This window comes from Streptomyces sp. SM11, from assembly GCF_002910905.1.
GTDB lineage: Bacteria > Actinomycetota > Actinomycetes > Streptomycetales > Streptomycetaceae > Streptomyces.
In genome coordinates this window covers 17067-34801 of record NZ_NEUE01000135.1, presented here as the reverse complement: position 1 = coordinate 34801, position 17735 = coordinate 17067, and the positions used below count along the sequence as shown (strand labels likewise).

20 protein-coding genes are annotated in these 17735 nt (G+C 71.5%); 13 read left to right on the top strand and 7 right to left on the bottom strand.

Going from position 1 to position 17735, the window contains the following annotated elements; genetic code table 11:
- Positions 1 to 117 precede the first annotated feature (117 nt).
- The 6 genes from B9S58_RS10500 to B9S58_RS10475 all read left to right on the top strand — a co-directional run bounded on the left by B9S58_RS10500 (position 118) and on the right by B9S58_RS10475 (position 5122).
- The gene (locus B9S58_RS10500; protein WP_103531843.1) at positions 118 to 924 is read left to right on the top strand and encodes a metallophosphoesterase; all 807 of its coding nucleotides are present in this window, start codon (positions 118 to 120) and stop codon (positions 922 to 924) included.
- Between the two features lie 109 nt (positions 925 to 1033).
- Positions 1034 to 1483, top strand: coding sequence for an SRPBCC family protein (locus B9S58_RS10495; protein WP_103531842.1), 450 nt, complete (start codon positions 1034 to 1036; stop codon positions 1481 to 1483).
- A 5-nt stretch (positions 1484 to 1488) separates the two neighbouring features.
- Complete coding sequence (locus B9S58_RS10490) at positions 1489 to 2676, top strand: ArsA-related P-loop ATPase (RefSeq protein WP_103531841.1); 1188 nt, start codon at positions 1489 to 1491, stop codon at positions 2674 to 2676.
- 83 nt (positions 2677 to 2759) lie between these two features.
- Positions 2760 to 3230 carry a DUF5304 domain-containing protein gene (locus B9S58_RS10485; protein WP_103531840.1) on the top strand — a complete coding sequence of 157 codons (471 nt, stop codon included), beginning with the start codon at positions 2760 to 2762 and terminating at the stop codon, positions 3228 to 3230.
- Positions 3231 to 3349: 119 nt separating this feature from the next.
- On the top strand, positions 3350 to 4291 hold the full coding sequence (locus tag B9S58_RS10480; RefSeq protein ID WP_103531839.1) for an ROK family glucokinase: 942 nt from the start codon (positions 3350 to 3352) through the stop codon (positions 4289 to 4291).
- A 78-nt stretch (positions 4292 to 4369) separates the two neighbouring features.
- Positions 4370 to 5122 (top strand): endonuclease/exonuclease/phosphatase family protein, encoded by a 753-nt coding sequence (locus tag B9S58_RS10475; protein WP_103531838.1) that lies wholly within the window; start codon positions 4370 to 4372, stop codon positions 5120 to 5122.
- Positions 5123 to 5133: 11 nt separating this feature from the next.
- Here B9S58_RS10475 and B9S58_RS10470 read toward each other — a convergent pair whose 3' ends face one another.
- Entirely contained in the window at positions 5134 to 5829 is a 696-nt protein-coding gene (locus B9S58_RS10470) for a hypothetical protein (RefSeq protein WP_103531837.1), read from the bottom strand.
- Positions 5822 to 6601: a carboxylesterase gene (locus B9S58_RS10465; RefSeq protein ID WP_103531882.1), complete on the bottom strand. Its 780-nt coding sequence runs from the start codon at positions 6599 to 6601 to the stop codon at positions 5822 to 5824. Before B9S58_RS10465 ends, B9S58_RS10470 begins: the two co-directional genes overlap by 8 nt.
- A gap of 225 nt (positions 6602 to 6826) precedes the next feature.
- Here B9S58_RS10465 and B9S58_RS10460 point away from each other — a divergent pair, with 225 nt between their 5' ends.
- From B9S58_RS10460 to B9S58_RS10445, 4 genes are all read left to right on the top strand, one after another.
- Positions 6827 to 7597 (top strand): 1-acyl-sn-glycerol-3-phosphate acyltransferase, encoded by a 771-nt coding sequence (locus B9S58_RS10460; protein WP_103531836.1) that lies wholly within the window; start codon positions 6827 to 6829, stop codon positions 7595 to 7597.
- Between the two features lie 30 nt (positions 7598 to 7627).
- The gene (macS, locus tag B9S58_RS10455) at positions 7628 to 8878 is read left to right on the top strand and encodes a MacS family sensor histidine kinase (RefSeq protein WP_103531835.1); all 1251 of its coding nucleotides are present in this window, start codon (positions 7628 to 7630) and stop codon (positions 8876 to 8878) included.
- Positions 8879 to 8952: 74 nt separating this feature from the next.
- The gene (locus tag B9S58_RS10450) at positions 8953 to 9597 is read left to right on the top strand and encodes a response regulator transcription factor (RefSeq protein WP_103531834.1); all 645 of its coding nucleotides are present in this window, start codon (positions 8953 to 8955) and stop codon (positions 9595 to 9597) included.
- Positions 9598 to 9681: 84 nt separating this feature from the next.
- Complete coding sequence (locus B9S58_RS10445; protein WP_103531833.1) at positions 9682 to 10677, top strand: 2-hydroxyacid dehydrogenase; 996 nt, start codon at positions 9682 to 9684, stop codon at positions 10675 to 10677.
- Positions 10678 to 10686: 9 nt separating this feature from the next.
- Here the strand turns inward: B9S58_RS10445 and B9S58_RS10440 are convergent, their stop codons facing one another.
- Both B9S58_RS10440 and B9S58_RS40175 read right to left on the bottom strand, forming a co-directional pair.
- Positions 10687 to 12588 carry an anthranilate synthase family protein gene (locus tag B9S58_RS10440; protein ID WP_103531832.1) on the bottom strand — a complete coding sequence of 634 codons (1902 nt, stop codon included), beginning with the start codon at positions 12586 to 12588 and terminating at the stop codon, positions 10687 to 10689.
- A gap of 124 nt (positions 12589 to 12712) precedes the next feature.
- A complete protein-coding gene (locus tag B9S58_RS40175; protein WP_106972956.1) occupies positions 12713 to 12781 on the bottom strand; it encodes a trp operon leader peptide in 69 nt (22 codons plus the stop codon).
- 102 nt (positions 12782 to 12883) lie between these two features.
- Here B9S58_RS40175 and B9S58_RS10435 point away from each other — a divergent pair, with 102 nt between their 5' ends.
- Positions 12884 to 14230, top strand: coding sequence for a class II 3-deoxy-7-phosphoheptulonate synthase (locus tag B9S58_RS10435; RefSeq protein ID WP_181009262.1), 1347 nt, complete (start codon positions 12884 to 12886; stop codon positions 14228 to 14230).
- 175 nt (positions 14231 to 14405) lie between these two features.
- Positions 14406 to 14681: a bacterioferritin-associated ferredoxin gene (locus B9S58_RS10430; RefSeq protein WP_103531830.1), complete on the top strand. Its 276-nt coding sequence runs from the start codon at positions 14406 to 14408 to the stop codon at positions 14679 to 14681.
- A gap of 4 nt (positions 14682 to 14685) precedes the next feature.
- Here the strand turns inward: B9S58_RS10430 and bfr are convergent, their stop codons facing one another.
- Entirely contained in the window at positions 14686 to 15165 is a 480-nt protein-coding gene (gene bfr, locus B9S58_RS10425; RefSeq protein ID WP_007451289.1) for a bacterioferritin, read from the bottom strand.
- A gap of 157 nt (positions 15166 to 15322) precedes the next feature.
- Between bfr and B9S58_RS10420 the strand changes: the two genes are divergently transcribed.
- Entirely contained in the window at positions 15323 to 15955 is a 633-nt protein-coding gene (locus B9S58_RS10420) for a sulfite oxidase-like oxidoreductase (protein WP_103531829.1), read from the top strand.
- Here the strand turns inward: B9S58_RS10420 and B9S58_RS10415 are convergent.
- Both B9S58_RS10415 and B9S58_RS10410 read right to left on the bottom strand, forming a co-directional pair.
- Complete coding sequence (locus B9S58_RS10415; RefSeq protein ID WP_103531828.1) at positions 15952 to 16824, bottom strand: deoxyribonuclease IV; 873 nt, start codon at positions 16822 to 16824, stop codon at positions 15952 to 15954. The genes B9S58_RS10420 and B9S58_RS10415 overlap by 4 nt on opposite strands.
- 6 nt (positions 16825 to 16830) lie before the next feature.
- The coding region (locus B9S58_RS10410; protein WP_146063490.1) for a Stk1 family PASTA domain-containing Ser/Thr kinase at positions 16831 to 17735 on the bottom strand (905 nt) is incomplete at its 5' end.

The window sequence follows — 17735 nt, the reverse complement described above, 5'->3', positions numbered from 1 at the left end:
GCATCACACATATAAATGGCCCTTTCGCGCACAGTAGTCCACTGCCGTCACGGCGTGGAAGTAACCGCAGGTCCGGCCGGTCTACCCGTGACGGAGCGGGCGCTCTAGGCTGATCCCATGCGAGGCAGCGAACCGGACAGCCGGGATCCGGCCGGGGGATCGACCCGGATTCACGTGGTCAGCGACGTGCACGGCAACACCGAGGCCCTGGCCCGCGCCGGGAACGGCGCCGACGCCCTGATCTGCCTCGGTGACCTGGTGCTCTTCCTCGACTACGCCGACCACTCGCGCGGCATCTTCCCCGACCTGTTCGGCGAGGAGAACGCCGACCGCATCGTCGCCCTGCGCACCGCCCGCCGCTACGACGAGGCCCGCGCCTTCGGCCGCGAGCTGTGGGCGGGCCGCGACCGCGACACCGAGATCCTCGGCGCGGTGCGCAGGCAGTACGCCGAACTCTTCGCGGCCTTCCCCACTCCGACCTACGCCACCTATGGCAACGTCGACGTCCCAGGCCTCTGGCCGGAGTACGCCCGCCCCGGCACCACCGTGCTCGACGGCGACCGCGTCGAGATCGGCGGCCGGGTCTTCGGCTTCGTCGGCGGCGGCCTCAGGACCCCGATGAACACCCCGTACGAGATCAGCGACGAGGAGTACGCCGCCAAGGTCGAGGCGCTCGGCCCGGTCGACGTCCTCTGCTCGCACATCCCGCCCGACGTTCCCGAGCTGACGTACGACACCGTCGCCCGCCGCTTCGAACGCGGCAGCCGCGCCCTGCTGGAGGCGATCCGCACCACCCGCCCCCGGTACGCGCTTTTCGGCCATGTTCACCAGCCGTTGGTCCGCCGGATGCGGATCGGGACCACCGAGTGTGTCAACGTCGGCCACTTCGCCTCGACCGGAACGCCCTGGGCGCTGACCTGGTGACCACGGGCAGCCGGGCCGCGGACCGGAGCGCCCCGGGCACGCGATAGCCTGCACAGCGGCAGGCTCCTGCCGAACGCGACCGGTAACACCGCACTGGAGGGCCACGGCGATGGCTGAACACACCAGCTCGAGCATCACGATCGAGGCGACGCCGGCCGACGTCATGGGCGTGATCGCCGACTTCGCCCGCTACCCGGAGTGGACCGGCGAGGTCAAGGAGGCCGAGGTCCTCTCCACCGACGAGCAGGGCCGCGCCGAGCAGGTCCGCCTCGTCCTGGACGCCGGAGCGATCAAGGACGACCACGTCCTCTCCTACACCTGGACCGGCGCGAACGAGGTCAGCTGGAGCCTCGTCAAGTCCCAGATGCTGCGCTCCCTGGACGGCACCTACGCCCTCGCCCCGCTCGGCGGCGGCGAGCGCACCGAGGTCACCTACCGGCTCGCCGTCGACGTCAAGATCCCGCTGCTCGGCATGATCAAGCGCAAGGCCGAGAAGGTCATCATCGACCGCGCCCTCGCCGGTCTGAAGAAGCGCGTCGAGTCCGCCCCGGGGACCTGACAGCCGTGCGCACGGTCCTGGTCACCGGCCTCGGCGGCGCGGGCCGCACCACCGTCGCGGCGGCCACCGCCCTGTCCGCCGCGGCGGACGGCAGCCGCACCCTCCTGATCTCCGCCGAGGCCATACCCGGCTTCCCGGCCGCCACGGAACCCACCCGGGTCACCGGCCTTCTCGACCACGCCCGCATCGACTCCGGCGAGCACTTCCGCGCCGAACTCACCGAGCTCCAGAAGCGCGCCTCCGGCGTCCTGGACCTGCTCGGCGCGGGCCGACTCGACGGCGAGGAGCTCACCGAACTCCCCGGCTCCCCGCAGCTCGCCCTGCTGCACACGCTGCGCCGGGCCGCCGAGGGCGACTGGTCCGGCTACGACACCCTCGTCGTCGACCTCCCGCCGCTCACCGAAGCCCTGGCCCTGCTCGCCCTCCCGGAACGGCTGCGCCGCTACCTGCGCCGGCTGCTCCCCGCCGAACGCCAGGCCGCCCGCGCCCTGCGCCCGGTCCTCGCCCAGCTCGCCGGGGTCCCGATGCCCGCGCAGTGGCTGTACGAGGCCGCCGCCCGCAAGGACACCGAGCTGGCCGCCGTCCAGGCCCTGATCGAGGACGGGTCCACCACGCTCCGCCTGGTCGCGGAGCCGGGCCCGGCCGCCGAGGACGCCCTGCGCGCCGCCCGTACCGGCCTCGCCCTGCACGGACTCCGTGCCGACCTGCTCGTCGCCTCCCGTGTCCTGCCCCGGCACTCGCCCGACCCCTGGTTCGCCGCGCTCGCCGCCCAGCAGGAGAAGTGCCTGGACCACTGGCGCCAGGACGTGGCCCCGGACGTCCCCGTGCACGAGGCCGCCCACCCGGGCCGGGACCCGCAGGGCCCGGACGACCTGGCCGCGCTGGAGATCCCCGCCCCCGACGACCGGACGCCCGGCCGGGCGGAGGACCCCTGGTGGACCGAGGAGGAGCAGGACGCCGAGGGTGCGGGCACGACCCTCACCTGGTGCCTGCCGCTGCCCGGGGCCGCCAAGGCGGACCTGCGCCTGGTCCGCCGGGGCGACGAACTGCTCCTGACCGTCGGCCCCTTCCACCGGATCGTGCGGATCGCCTCCGCGCTCCGCCGCTGCACCGTCTCCGGCGCGGCCCTGGCCGACGGGGTGCTGCGGGTGAGGTTCACACCGGATCCGGCCCTGTGGCCGCGCACCTCCTGAACGACGTGCGGCCATTCGGGTAACGTCGGTAGTACGTGTACCGCAGGCCGACCGTCGGCCGCCCCGCGTCGCAGGAGTCCGCCATGAGTGAAGCCACCGATCGTCCCGTCGACGGCGACGCGTGGGCCGACGCCTGCGCCGAGGACCTCGCGGCCGAGAAGGCCCGCCGCCGGGCCCAGTACGGCCCCCAGCCCGGATCCGCCGCCGAGGAACTGCGCAAGCTGGTCGACGCGGTCGCCGACAAGGTGTCCTCGCTCCAGACCCCGCTGCTGGGCGTCGCCGCCCAGGGCGCGGTCCAGCAGGCCGTCCGGCAGGCGAAGTCCGCCGTCGAACCGGTCATCGAACGCAACCCGGAGCTTTTCGACCACCTCGCCGCCGCGGGCAACGAACTGCTGGCCGCCTACCGCTCCGCGGTCGAGGGCCAGGAGAGCCGCTGGACCCGCACCACCGAGGGCGCGTCCGGCACCGCGGGTCCCTCCAGGAAGGCCGCCGAGGACCCGTCCGACCCCCGGGACGAAGGCCCCTCCGGCACCGAACGCATCGACCTGGACTGACCGGACACCCCGCCGGGACCGACAGGACACAACGGCCGGGACCGACCGGTCCCGGCCGGGCCGGGCCACGCCTCGGGTACGGTTGCCCCTAGCGGGGCTCGACCGAAACTGAGGGATTCATGGGACTCACCATCGGCGTCGATATCGGCGGCACGAAGATCGCGGCTGGAGTGGTCGACGAAGAGGGCCGGATCCTCTCGACGTTCAAGGTGGCGACCCCGCCGACGGCCGAAGGCATCGTCGACGCGATCTGCGCGGCGGTGGCCGGGGCGAGCGAGGGACACGAGGTGGAGGCCGTCGGCATCGGCGCCGCCGGTTACGTCGACGACAAGCGCGCCACCGTCCTGTTCGCACCGAACATCAACTGGCGCCACGAGCCGCTCAAGGACAAGGTCGAGCAGCGTGTCGGCCTGCCGGTCGTCGTCGAGAACGACGCCAACGCCGCGGCCTGGGGCGAGTATCGCTTCGGGGCCGGCCAGGGTCACGACGACGTCATCTGTATCACGCTCGGCACCGGCCTCGGCGGCGGCATCATCATCGGCAACAAGCTGCGCCGCGGACGCTTCGGGGTGGCCGCCGAGTTCGGCCACATCCGGGTCGTCCCGGACGGCCTGCTGTGCGGCTGCGGCAGCCAGGGCTGCTGGGAGCAGTACGCCTCCGGCCGCGCCCTCGTCCGGTACGCGAAGCAGCGCGCCAACGCCACTCCCGAGAACGCCGCCGTGCTGCTCGGCCTCGGTGACGGCACGGTGGACGGCATCGAGGGCAAGCACATCAGCGAGGCCGCCCGCCAGGGCGACGCGGTGGCCATCGACTCGTTCCGCGAGCTGGCCCGCTGGGCCGGTGCCGGACTGGCCGACCTCGCCTCGCTGTTCGACCCGTCCGCGTTCATCGTCGGCGGTGGCGTCTCGGACGAGGGCGAGCTCGTCCTCGACCCGATCCGCAAGTCGTTCCGGCGCTGGCTGATCGGCGGCGAGTGGCGCCCGCACGCCCAGGTGCTGGCCGCCCAACTGGGCGGCAAGGCAGGGCTCGTGGGCGCGGCAGACCTGGCCCGTCAGGGCTGAGCCCCGCCTCCGTACGACGCACCGACGCCCGTCGTCGCCCTCCGGGGCCCGGCGGGCGTCCGTCGTATCGTGGCCCGCATGGTCCTGACGCCACTGCCCGACTCCCGTACCGAGCCGGACGGATCAGCCGTCATCAGAGTGCTGAGCTACAACGTCCGGTCGATGCACGACGACCCCGCCGCGCTGGCCCGGGTCATCCGCGCCTGCGCACCCGACCTGGTCCTCGTCCAGGAGGCCCCGCGCTTCTTCCGCTGGCGCAAGGCGGCGGCCGGGCTCGCGAGGAGCAGCGGTCTGGTGGTGCTGAGCGGCGGGGCCACCGCCGCCGGGCCGCTGCTGCTGTGCTCGCTGCGGGTGGCCGTCGAGCGCACCGAGGACGTCCTGCTGCCGCTCACCCCCGGCCTGCACCGCAGGGGCTTCGCCACGGCCGTGGTGCGGATCGCCGGGACCCGGCTCGGAGTGCTGAGCTGCCATCTGAGCCTCCAGCGCGACGAACGCCTCGCCCAGGCGGACCTGCTGCTGGAGCGGCTGGCGGCGATGGGCGTGGAGCACGCGGTGGCGGGCGGCGACCTCAACGACGTACCGGACGGGAAGGCGTTCCGGCACCTGTCCGGGAAGCTTCAGGACTGCCGGGCCGTCGCCCCGTGGGGCGGCGAGCTCACCTTTCCGCCGGACGAACCGCGCAAGCGCATCGACGCGGTGTTCGCGACCCCGGGCATCGAGGTGCTCGGCTGCGGCGTCCCGACCGGGCTGCCCGGGGTGAGCGGGGAGGACCTGAGGGCGGCCACGGACCATCTGCCGGTCCTGGCCGCCCTCGAAGTCCCTGCCGGATGACCGGACACCCCCTACACGACCGCGCCGCGTCCCGGGTCGCCGTAGGTGTCGTCATCGTCGTCGTGCGGCATCCGGGCCACCAGGGTGGCGAAGCCGCCGATGAAGCCGCCGACGCAGAGGGTGGTGAGCCACCACGTCATGTCCCATTGGAGCAGCACCGCGACGAGCATCAGGACCGGCCCGCCGATCACCGCCAGCCAGGCGAACTTCGCCGTGACGTCGGCCTCCGGCAGCGGCGGCGGCTCCGGGGGCACGAAATGGCCCTCGTCCCCGTCGTCCGGCACGCCGACGCCGTCGTCCTTGGACTCGGGCAGCTCGTAGTCCCGCGGACCGGCGACACCGGGCGCGAAGACCACCGAGCCGCCCAGCGGCTTCTTCTCCGGCGGCTTCGGGGCCGTCTTTCCGGACCCCTTGTCCGCCTGGTCCCCGGCGGTGTCGTCCTTCGGCCCCACCACATTGCGCTGGTCGTCCTCCAGCAGGGCCAGGTCGTCGACGGACTTGAACGGCTTGGCGCCCGGCGGGTCCGGCGGCTCCTCCCCGTAGCCCTCGACGATCGCGGCCCACGCCGCGTCCTCGTCGATCGCCCGCTCCTGCTCCGCTGCCCCGTCCCCCGCCGGTTTCGTCCCCTCCGGGACGGCCGCGGGCTCCGTGGGGCGCGGTTCACGCTCCTCGTCGCTGCCTGTGCGCTCCGCGTCGTGCTCAGCCACCGGACGTGCTCCCCTTCTTCCCGACGCTCGGTGCGAGACGGCCGATGAACCGGTAGCTCTCATCGAAGATCCGCTCCGCATCGTGGTCCAACGTCGCCACGTGGTAGCTCTGTTCCAACAAGATCTCCGAGACGTCCGTGGAGGAGATCCGGCTCAGGATCCGCGCGCTGTCCGCGGGCGGCACGACATGGTCCTGCGGGCTGTGCAGCAGGACCACCGGCTGGGTCACCTGGGGCAGCTCCCCGTCGACCAGCCGGAAGAACTTCCGTACCGAGTGCGCGGCGTGCAGCGGCACCTTGTCGTAGCCGACCTCGTGCGAACCCGGGAGCGCGATGTCGTCGGCCAGGCCGTTGGTCGTCCGCACCAGATGACGGGCCACCGGCAGCGCGTACGCGGAGAGGCCGTGCACCCTGTTCGCCGGGTTGACCAGCACCAGACCGCTGATCGCGTCCCCGTGCTTGGCCGCCAGCCGCAGGCTCAGCGCGCCGCCCATGGACAGACCGAAGACGAAGACCTGCTCGCACTTCTCCCGCAGGACCCGCAGCTCCCGGTCCACCTCCGCGTACCAGTCCTGCCAGCCGGTGACCGCCATGTCCTCCCAGCGGGTGCCGTGGCCCGGCAGCAGCGGCAGCGAGACCGTCAGCCCGCGCTCGGCGAGGTGGTCCGCCCAGGGGCGCAGCGACTGCGGCGATCCGGTGAAGCCATGACAGAGGAGGACGCCGGCCTCTCCGCCCTCGTGGCGGAACGGCTCGGCTCCAGGGAGGACCGGCACCAGGGTCTCCTGTTCGTGGGACGGGGCGGGGCGGGCGGGCACCTGGGGGAGTGCTTGACGGATGACTTCACCGTACGCGACCGGACCGACACCGACCAGGGCCGTCACGCCTCCCGGGCGCCTCCCTGCACGGCCCGTCCGGGGAGGGGGCGCCCCATGCCGGGCAAAGGCCGCGACGACCTCACAGGTTAAGGTCTGACCGACAGCACACAGGAGGCACCAGAGTTGATCTACGGCGCAATGAAGTTCTCCATCGGCGGGTCCCTGAAGCTCGCCTTCCGGCCGTGGGTGGAGGGCCTGGAGAACATCCCCGAGCGCGGTCCGGCGATCCTCGCGAGCAACCACCTGTCGTTCTCCGACTCGTTCTTCCTCCCGGCCGTGCTGGACCGCAAGGTCACGTTCATCGCCAAGGCCGAGTACTTCACCGCACCCGGGGTCAAGGGCAAGCTCACCGCCGCCTTCTTCAAGGGCGTCGGCCAGCTCCCCGTCGACCGCTCCGGAGCCCGGGGCGCGGGCGAGGCGGCGATCAAGGCGGGCATCCAGGTCGTCGAGAGCGGCGGCCTCTTCGGCATCTACCCCGAGGGCACCCGGTCGCCCGACGGTCGCCTCTACCGGGGCAAGCCCGGCGGTCTCGCCCGGGTCGCGCTGGCCACCGGCGCCCCGGTGATCCCGGTCGCCATGATCGACACCGAGAAGATCCAGCCGCCCGGCCAGGTGGTGCCCAAGCTGATGCGCCCCGGCATCCGGATCGGCAAGCCGCTGGACTTCAGCCGCTACCAGGGCATGGACGGCGACCGCTTCATCCTGCGCTCGGTGACCGACGAGGTCATGTACGAGATCATGAAGCTCTCCGGCCAGGAGTACGTCGACATCTACGCCACCGCGGCCAAGCGCCGGATCGCCGACGAGGCGAAGGCCAAGGCCGAAGAGGCGAAGCGGGCCCAGAAGAAGGCCGCCGCGAGCAACGAGAACGGAACGGAACGGTCCGGCGCGTAACCGCGTCGTTCACCGTCCGGGGGGTGGGCCATGGCCAAGCGTGAGCGGGTCGTACGGATGTCGGTCGAGCTGCCGCTGTGGCGTGCGCTGACGGGCTACCGCGTCCTGACGATGATCTACGCGGTGCTGCTCGCGATCTTCGGGAAGGACAACTTCGGCCAGCAGAGGTTCGAGCGGCCCTGGGTGGCCGTCGCCTATCTGGCGTTCCTCTTCGTCTGGACGCTCGCCACCCTGCCCAAGGTCCGCTCGGCGGCGAGCTGCACCAAACGCTTCCTCGTCGCGGACCTGGTCGTCGCGCTGACCGGCATCCTGCTGACCCCGCTCGCCGACTTCGACTCGCAGTCGTTCGACGGCCCGACGCTCCCGTCGATCTGGACGGCCGGCGCGGTCCTCGCCTTCGCGATCAAGGGCGGCTGGCGGTGGGCGGCCTTCGCCTCCACCTTCGTCGCCGCCGCCAACATCATCCAGCGCGGCGAGCCGAGCCGGGACACCTACCACAACGTCCTGCTGGTCTGGGTCGCCTCCATCGCCATCGGGTACGTCGTCGAGGTCGCCCGCGCCAGTGAGAACACCCTCGCCCGCGCCCTGGAGATCGAGGCCGCCACCCGCGAACGCGAACGGCTCGCCCGTGACATCCACGACAGCGTGCTCCAGGTCCTCGCCATGGTGCAGCGCCGGGGCACCGCGATCGGCGGCGAGGCGGCCGAGCTGGGCCGGATGGCCGGGGAGCAGGAGGTCGCCCTGCGCACCCTGGTCTCCAGCGGCATGGTCCCCCCGACCCGGGTCTCCGAGGACGCCGCCGAGGGGGCCGTGGTCCGCCCGGTCGAGGTCGACGAGGAGAGCCCGGGGGACGGGGCCACCTGCGACCTGCGGGCCCTGCTCGCCCCGCACGCCGGATCCCGTACGAGCCTGGCCGAGCCGGGCGCTCCCGTGCCGCTGCCCGCCGAGTCGGCCCGGGAGCTGGCCGCCGCCGTCAGCGCGGCCCTGGACAACGTACGGGTGCACGCGGGCCCGGACGCCCAGGCGTGGATCCTGGTCGAGGACGAGCCGGACGAGGTGATCGTCACCGTCCGGGACGACGGCCCCGGCATCCCGGAGGGGCGGCTCGCCCAGGCGGAGGGGGAGGGGCGGCTCGGGGTCGCGCTGTCCATCCGCGGCCGGCTGCGCGACCTGGGCGGCACGGCAGAGCTGATCTCGGTGCCCGGACAGGGCTGCGAGGTCGAGTTGAAGGTTCCGAAAGCACCGAAGGTTTCCCGGGGGAAGGCAGGATCGGCCCGATGAGTACGCGGAACGCAGCAACCGCAGCAAACGCGGCACAGGACGAGCAGGGGGCCACAGGCCGGCCCATCAGGGTCATGGTCGTCGACGACCACCCCATGTGGCGCGACGCGGTCGCCCGCGACCTGGCCGAGTCCGGCTTCGACGTCGTCGCGACCGCCGGGGACGGCCCGCAGGCGGTCCGCCGGGCCAAGGCCGTGGGCCCGGACGTCCTGGTCCTCGACCTGAACCTCCCCGGAATGCCCGGCGTCCAGGTCTGCAAGGAGCTCGTCGGGACCCACCCGGGCCTGCGGGTCCTGGTCCTCTCCGCGAGCGGCGAGCACGCCGACGTCCTGGAGGCGGTGAAGTCCGGGGCCACCGGCTATCTGCTGAAGTCCGCCTCCACCCAGGAGCTGACCGACGCCGTCCGCTCCACCGCGGCCGGCGACCCGGTCTTCACCCCGGGCCTCGCCGGTCTGGTCCTCGGCGAGTACCGCAGGCTCGCCTCCGACCCCGTCCCCGTGGCGTCGAACGAGCCCAAGGCCCCGCAGCTCACCGACCGGGAGACCGAGGTGCTGCGGCTGGTCGCCAAGGGCCTCTCGTACAAGCAGATCGCCGAACGCCTGGTCATCTCGCACCGCACGGTCCAGAACCATGTGCAGAACACCCTCGGCAAGCTCCAGCTGCACAACCGGGTGGAGCTCGTGCGGTACGCCATCGAGCGCGGCCTCGACGACGTCTGACCCGGCGGGGACGGGGCCGGGGCCGTATATTCGCGCTGACCGGCCCTGCCCGGTCCCGCCCTCGGACACAGCTCGGGAGTACTCGTGGAAATCCTGGCCTTCGGTGTGCAGTCCGATGAGAAACCCCTGATCGAGAAGGCCTTCGAGGGGCTGCACGAGGTCCGCTGCCTGGACGTCTTCCTGAACCGGGACACCGCGCCCATCGCGGCCGGCTACGAGACCGTCTCCACCAGCGTCAACGCCGACCTCGGCGCCCAGGTGCTCCAGACGCTCGCCGCGGGCGGCACGCAGATGATCGCCCAGCGCTCCACCGGCTTCAACAACATCGACCTGGAGGTCGCCGAGCGGCTCGGCCTGCGCGTCGCCCGGGTCTCGTACTACTCCCCGTACTCGGTCGCCGAATTCGCCTGGACGCTCGCCATGGCCGTGAACCGGCGCATCATCCGCGCCGCGAGCCGCACCAGGGACTTCGACTTCCGCCTCGACGGGCTGCTCGGCCGGGACATGCGCGGCCGGACCGTCGGGGTGCTCGGCACCGGGAAGATCGGCGAGGCGTTCACCCGGATCGCCCACGGCTTCGGCATGAAACTGCTCGGCTGGGACGTGGTGGAGGACCCGGCCTGCGTCGAGCTGGGCATGGAGTACGTCGACAAGGACCGGCTGTTCGCCGAGGCCGACCTGATCAGCCTGCACGTGCCGTTGCTGCCCAGCACCCGGCACATCATCGACGAGGCCGCCCTCAAGGCGATGAAGCACGACGCGATCCTCGTCAACTCCAGCCGCGGCGGTCTCATCGACACCGCCGCCCTGGTCACCGAACTGCGCGCGGGCCGCTTCCTCGGCGTCGGACTCGACGTGTATGAGGCGGAGGCCGGGCTGTTCTTCCTCGACAAGTCCCTGGAGGGCATCGACGACGACACCCTCGCCCGTCTTGTGACCTTCCCCAACGTCGTCGTCACCTCCCACCAGGCGTACTACACCGAGGACGCGGTGGGCCAGATCATCGACGCGACCGTCACGAACGTCACCGACTACCTGGCCCGCCGCCACAGCGAGAACGTCCTCGTGCCGAGGACGTGAAGCCGTCCCTCAGCTCGGCACCACCGGCAGCCCCGCCAGCAGCTCCGCCACGATCGCCGAGCCCCGCACGGTCAGCACCGACTCCGGGTGGAACTGCACCGAGGCGAAGCCGGGCCCCCGCAGCGCGTGCAGCTCGCCGCTGTCCTCGTCGCGGCTCACCTCGATGCCGTGCGCGCCCAGCTCCGCCGCGGCCGGACCGTCGCACCGCCCGGTGAAGCTGTTGTAGAAGCCCACCGTCTCCGGCCGCCCGAACAGCTCGATCCGGGTCTGCGCCCCCTGGTACGGCACGGCCTTGCGCACGATCTCCAGACCCAGCTCCGCCGCGATCAGCTCGTGCCCGAGACAGACCCCCAGCAGCCCGTGCCGGTGGTCCCGCACCAGCGCGGCGGTGATCTCACGCAGCAGCCGCATCTTCGGGTCGGTGAGATCGCCCGGGTTGCCGGGACCGGGGCCCAGCACCACGGGCCCCTCGTGCGCCCGGACCACCTCGCGCAGCCCCGGCTCGTCGTAGCGGCGCACCGAGACGTCCAGCCCCGACGCCCGCAGCAGATGGGCCAGCATCGCGGTGAACGTGTCCTCGCCGTCCACCACCAGCGCGTGGCCCGCGAGATCCCGGGTGCGCTCCTGCATCCGCAGCCAGAACGGGGCGAGGCCGCCGCGCCGGTCGTCCAGCGCCACCTGCACCCGGGGGTCGGAGGCCAGCCGCGGACGGTCCGCCTCCGCCCCGGGTCGCCCCGGCCGCACCCCCAGCGCGGCCAGCACCCCGGCGGCCTTGGCGTGTGTCTCGGCGACCTCGCTGTCCGGGTCCGAGTGGCGTACGAGGGTGGCCCCGACCGGCACCTTCAGCGAGCCGTCGGGGGCGATGTCGGCGGTACGGATCAGGATCGGCGAGTCCAGCGTCTGCGCCCCGTTCGCGTCCCGGCCCAGCAGGGCCAGCGCACCGGCGTAGTAGCCGCGCCCCCCGGACTCGTACCGCTCGATGACCCGGCAGGCGTTCTGCACCGGCGAACCGGTGACGGTCGCCGCGAACATCGTCTCGCGCAGCACGTCCCGTACGTCCAGCGAGGACTTCCCGCGCAGCTCGTACTCGGTGTGCGCGAGGTGCGCCATCTCCTTGAGCCGGGGCCCGACCACCACCCCGCCCATGTCGCCCACCGTGCACATCATCTTCAGCTCCTCGTCGACCACCATGGACAGCTCCTCGCTCTCCTTGCGGTCGCCGAGGAACGCCAGCAGGCTCTCGGCGGTGGGCCCATCGGCCGGGTAGCGGTACGTCCCGCTGATCGGGTTCATCACGACCGTCCCGCCGGACATCCGCACGTGCACCTCCGGGCTCGCACCCACCAGCGTCCTGTCGCCGGTGTGCACCACGAACGTCCAGTACGCGCCCCGCTCGCCCGCCAGCAGCCGCCGGAACAGCGCCAGTGCGTCCGCCTGCCCGAACCCGGGGATCTCGCCCCGGAACGTCCGCCGGATCACGAAGTTCGCGCCCTCGCCCTGCCCGATCTCGTCCCGGATCACCCGCCGCACGATGTCCGCGTACTCCCCGTCCGGTACGTCGAAGCCGTGGTCTTCCACGCCCACGTCATGGGCGGGCAGCGCCGCCAGCAGCTCCGCGAGCTCCAGCTCGTGCGTCTCGTCGGCGACCAGCACGCTCAGCGGGGTGCCGTCGTCGCGCACGTCGAAGCCGCGCTCGGCGATCTGCCGGAACGGCACCAGGGCGAGTGCCGGCGACGCGCCCACCGGAAGATCGGCCAGCCGGTCCACCTCCCGGACCCCGCCGATCAGCAGTTCGACGTGATCGTGGTCACGGCCGGGCGTGCGCCGGCGCAGCAGGGCGAACGGCGGGGCGTCGTCGGCCAGCAGCCGGCGGACGAGACCGGAGGCGGAGCGCGGTGCGGTCTGGGACATGGGAGCAGGTTCCTTCCGGACGGGCCCGTACGGGATTCCGTACGGGTTTCAGGGGGAGGAACGGCTCCGCGACGCGGAAAAGGCCGCCCCTCGGGCGGCCTTCGCGAAGTGTCAGCGCGATGAGTCAGCGGGCCGCCGGATGAGCGGTCCACCACCAGTTCTGGATCGAGATCCTGATCAGTCGCGTCGACATGCTGCGACCCTAGCGGACGTTCCGGGCTTCGGAGCGGGTGTCTCAATTATTGAGCGTTCGAATGGACGACCCCCGCGACCCCGTAATGTTGTGCGTGTGACCGTGAACGCCAATACCTCCGTCGCCGGTGGCAACACCTGGCGAGACCTTCCCGCGGCGCAGCAGCCCGAGTACCCCGACTCCGAGGCCCTGCGCGATGTACTCGCGGACCTCGCGTCGTATCCGCCGCTCGTCTTCGCCGGCGAGTGCGACCAGCTGCGCGCCCGCATGGGAGCCGTCGCCAAGGGCGAGGCGTTCCTGCTGCAGGGCGGCGACTGCGCCGAGGCCTTCGACGCCGTGTCGGCCGAGCACATCCGGGCCAAGCTGAAGACGCTGCTCCAGATGAGCGCCGTCCTGACCTACGCGGCCTCCGTGCCCGTGGTGAAGGTCGGCCGGATCGCCGGTCAGTACTCCAAGCCGCGCTCCAAGTCGACCGAGACCCGGGACGGCGTGACCCTGCCGACCTACCGCGGCGACTCGGTGAACGGCTTCGCCTTCACCGAGGAGGCCCGGATCCCGGACCCCGCGCGGCTGAAGCAGATGTACCACGCCTCCTCCTCCACGCTGAACCTGGTGCGCGCCTTCACCACCGGCGGTTACGCCGACCTGCGCCAGGTCCACGCCTGGAACCAGGACTTCGTGAAGTCGTCCCCCTCCGGCCAGCGCTACGAGGCCCTGGCCCGTGAGATCGACAACGCGCTGAACTTCATGAAGGCGTGCGGCACCGACCCGGCCGAGTTCAAGGCGGTCGAGTTCTACGCCTCGCACGAGGCCCTGCTGCTCGACTACGAGTCGGCGCTGACCCGTACGGACTCGCGCACCGGCGAGCTGTACGACACCTCCGCCCACATGGTCTGGATCGGGGAGCGCACCCGCCAGATGGACGGCGCGCACATCGAGTTCGCCTCCAGGATCCGCAACCCGATCGGCATCAAGCTCGGCCCGACGACCACCGTCGACGAGGCGCTCGGCTACATCGACCGCCTCGACCCCGAGCGCGAGCCGGGCCGGCTGACCTTCGTCGTCCGCATGGGCGCCGACAAGGTCCGCGACAAGCTCCCCGAGCTGGTCGAGAAGGTCACCGCCTCGGGCGCGACCGTCGCCTGGGTGACCGACCCGATGCACGGCAACACCTTCGAGGCCGCCTCCGGCCACAAGACGCGCCGCTTCGACGACGTCCTCGATGAGGTCAAGGGCTTCTTCGAGGTGCACAAGGGCCTGGGCACCCACCCGGGCGGCATCCACGTGGAGCTGACCGGCGACGACGTCACCGAGTGCGTGGGCGGCGGCCACGAGATCTTCGTGGACGACCTGCACCAGCGCTACGAGACGGCCTGCGATCCCCGGCTCAACCGCAGCCAGTCCCTCGACCTGGCCTTCCTCGTCGCCGAGATGTACCGCGACCAGTAGCCGGCGGGCCGGGAGAACTCCTGGCCGTCGCACCTGTGGGGCACGGATCCATGTGATCCGTGCCCCACAGTCGCATCCGGACTTTTACGCCGGTTGAGCGACGGGTAAGGTTAGGTTAGCCTCACCGTGAAAATCGGAACGGCACCCGTGACCGACCCGCAGGGAGGTGAACCGCATGTACGTCTGTTCCTGCTTCGGAGTTACGGAAGCACAGGTCAAGAAGCATGCGGACGCCGGAGCCTGCACACCCCGGCAGATCGCGTCGGCCTGCAAGGCCGGGACGGACTGCGGCGGATGTGTGCGCCGGATCCAGGCCCTGCTGGGACGGGGTGACTGCCCCCGTCGCGATCTGCTCGACCAGCGACAGGAACCGGTGACCGCCTCGCTCGCACACCCGGCGGCGGTGTCCGCGGTCGGCACCGGGGACGTACGGCTCTCCGACGCCGCCTGAGCGGTCAGCTCTCCGGCTGCTCGATCAGCTGGGCGATGTAGAGCGGCTCACCGAGCTTCTCGACCAGCTCCAGCTGGGTGTCGAGATAGTCGATGTGGTGCTCCTCGTCCTCCAGGATCGACTCGAAGATGTTCGCGGACGTGATGTCGCCCTTGCCGCGCATGACCTCGATGCCGCGCTTGAGGCGGTCGATCGCCTCCACCTCGACCTGGCGGTCCGCCTGGAACATCTCGGTGACCGTCTGGCCCACCCGGACATGGAAAAGCCGCTGGTAGTTCGGCAGCCCGTCGAGGAACAGGATCCGGTCGGTGAGGATCTCGGCGTGCTTCATCTCGTCGAAGGACTCGGCCCGGGTGTATTTGGCGAGCTTGGTCCACCCGAAGTTGTCCTGCATCTTGGCGTGCAGGAAGTACTGGTTGATGGCAGTCAGTTCGGCGGTCAGCTGCTCATTGAGAAACTCAAGGACCTCGGGGTCGCCCTGCATGGCAAAGGCTCCTTCCAACCGGTGATCGATCTGGCAAGTTGGCCAGATCCTCGCACCGTGCTCAGCGGTCGTCCAGTAAGTGCACGCTTAGTACGAGTTGCCCGGTTGAGGTCCTCCCTGGTCATGACCACCCCTGCCTGTCTGTCACCATGGAGACATGGGTCAGCCGGAAAGCCGGGAGAATCGCGAAACAGGGCAGTCCGAGCTTCCGCCGGGACAGCGACTGCAGCGCGGATGGCCGGTCACCCACTACGGGCCCGTTCCCAAGTTCAAGCCCGACCGCTGGGAGTTCCGGGTCTTCGGGGCCACCGCCGACGGCGACAAGCACTGCTGGAACCACCAGGAGTTCTCGGCGCTGCCGTTCTCCTCGGTGGTCGCCGATCTGCACTGCGTGACGAAGTTCAGCATGATCGGCGCCGAATGGGGCGGGATCCCCGCCCGTACGGTCCTCGAACTGGCACCGCCCGCCCCTGATGTCACCCATGTGATGGTCTGGGCCGAGTATGGCTTCTCCTCGAACCTCCGCCTCGACGACTTCGCCTCCGAGGGCACCCTCTTCGCCACCCACAAGGACGGCGAACTCCTCACCGCCGAGCACGGCTTCCCGCTTCGTCTCGTCGTCCCGCACCTGTACGCCTGGAAGGGCCCGAAGTGGGTCCGGGGCATCGAGTACATGACGGCGGACCGGCGCGGGTTCTGGGAGGAGCGGGGCTACCACAACATCGGCGACCCCTGGAGCGAGCAGCGCTACTCCTACCAGGAGGAGCCCGGGGACGGCCCCGAGCTCTAGTTCCGGGGAATCTCCCGCAGCTCCTTCAGCCGGGCCACGTCCGCCGCGTGCCCCTCCCTGCCGCCGGGCGTCTCGATGACCAGCGGTACGCCCTCGGTCGCCGGATGCGTGAACAGCTCCCGGAAGGGCTCGGCTCCGATGTGACCGGCTCCGATGTTCTCGTGCCGGTCCTTGTGCGCGCCCACGACGTCCTTGGAGTCGTTGGCGTGGATCAGCTTCAGCCGCCCCTCGCCCACCGTGTCCACCAGCAGGTCCAGCGTCTGCCGCATCCCCGAGGGGCCGGCCAGATCGTGCCCGGCGGCGTAGATGTGGCACGTGTCCAGACAGACGCCCAGCTTCGGGTGGGAGTACAGCGCCTCGAAGTACGGCCCGAAGTCCCAGGTCCGCGAGCAGAGCGAGAAGCCCTGGCCGGCCGTCGACTCCAGCAGCAGATCCGGATCGTCGTCGTGCGTCAGCTCGTCCAGCAGCGGGCGCACATGTGTCCGCACCTGGGCCAGCGCCTCGGCGCGCGGCCGCCCGCCGGTCGCCGAACCGGTGTGCACCACCACGCCCAGCGCGCCGATCTCCCGCGCCCGCCGCAGCGAGTGGCGCAGGGACTCCACGGACTTCTCGACCGTCGCCTCCGTGTGCGAGCCGAAGTTGATCAGATAGGGGGCGTGGACGTACGCCGGGATCGAGGCCGCCGCGCACTCGGCGCGGAACAGTTCGTCCTGCGCCGGGTTCCCGGCGGGCGTCGCCCAGCCGCGCGGGTTGGCCACGAAGACCTGCACGGTCTCCGCCGCCAGCTCACGGGCGTACTCCAGGCCGACCTTGGCGAGACCGCCGGCCACCGGGACGTGTCCGCCCACCGGGTTGCGCAGAGCGTGCATCTGGTTCTAGAACCCCTTGGTCTTGATGGTGATCGTGGACCCCTCGGGGGCCTGCTCGCCGCCGTCCACGGACTGGCTCGCGATCGTGTCGCTGAAGGAGAGGAACGGCCGGTCGACCTTCACCTCGAAGCCCGCCTCCTCCAGGGTGCTCCGCGCCTCGTCGACGTCCCGGCCGGTGACGTCCGGGACGTCCAGCATCCGGGGGCCCTTGGAGACCGTCAGCTGGATCGTGTCGCCCTCGGCGGCCTCGGTGCCCTCGCCGGGGGACTGCTCGGCGACGTTTCCCTCGGCCTCGGGGGAGTGGATCCGGCCGGGCAGCACCTCCGCCTTCAGCCCCTCGGCCTCCAGCTCGGCGGTGGCGTCCCCGGCCGGGAGCCCGGTGACGTCCGGGACGTCGACGGGAGCGCCCTTGCTGACGACGAACGCCACGGCCGTGTCCGGATTGCGGTCCGTGCCCGCGCGGGGATCCGTGCGGATCACCTCGCCGCGGGCCACGTCCTCGCTGAACTCCCTGGTCACCATCCCGGGGACCAGGCCCACCTTCTTCAGGGAACGCCGGGCGTCCGCGAGGGAGCGGCCCACGACATCGGGCACCCGCACGATCTCCGGGCCCCGCGAGACGACGAGCCTCACCGAGCCGTTGCCCCGGATCCGCTCGCCCGACGCGGGTTCGCTGCTGACGACCGAGCCCCGCTCGACGGTGTCGCTGAAGACCCGGTCCACGCCCTTCAGCCCGAGCCCGTTGTCCGAGAGCCGCTGCTCGGCGGTCTTCTGGGTCTGGCCCAGCAGTGAGGGGACCTGGGTGAACTGCCCGGAGTTGATGTACCAGACGCCCGTCCCGATGCCGAGCGTCAGCAGGACGGCGGTGAGGATCGTGATCAGCTTGCGGTGCGGGCCGCCGAACGGGCCGC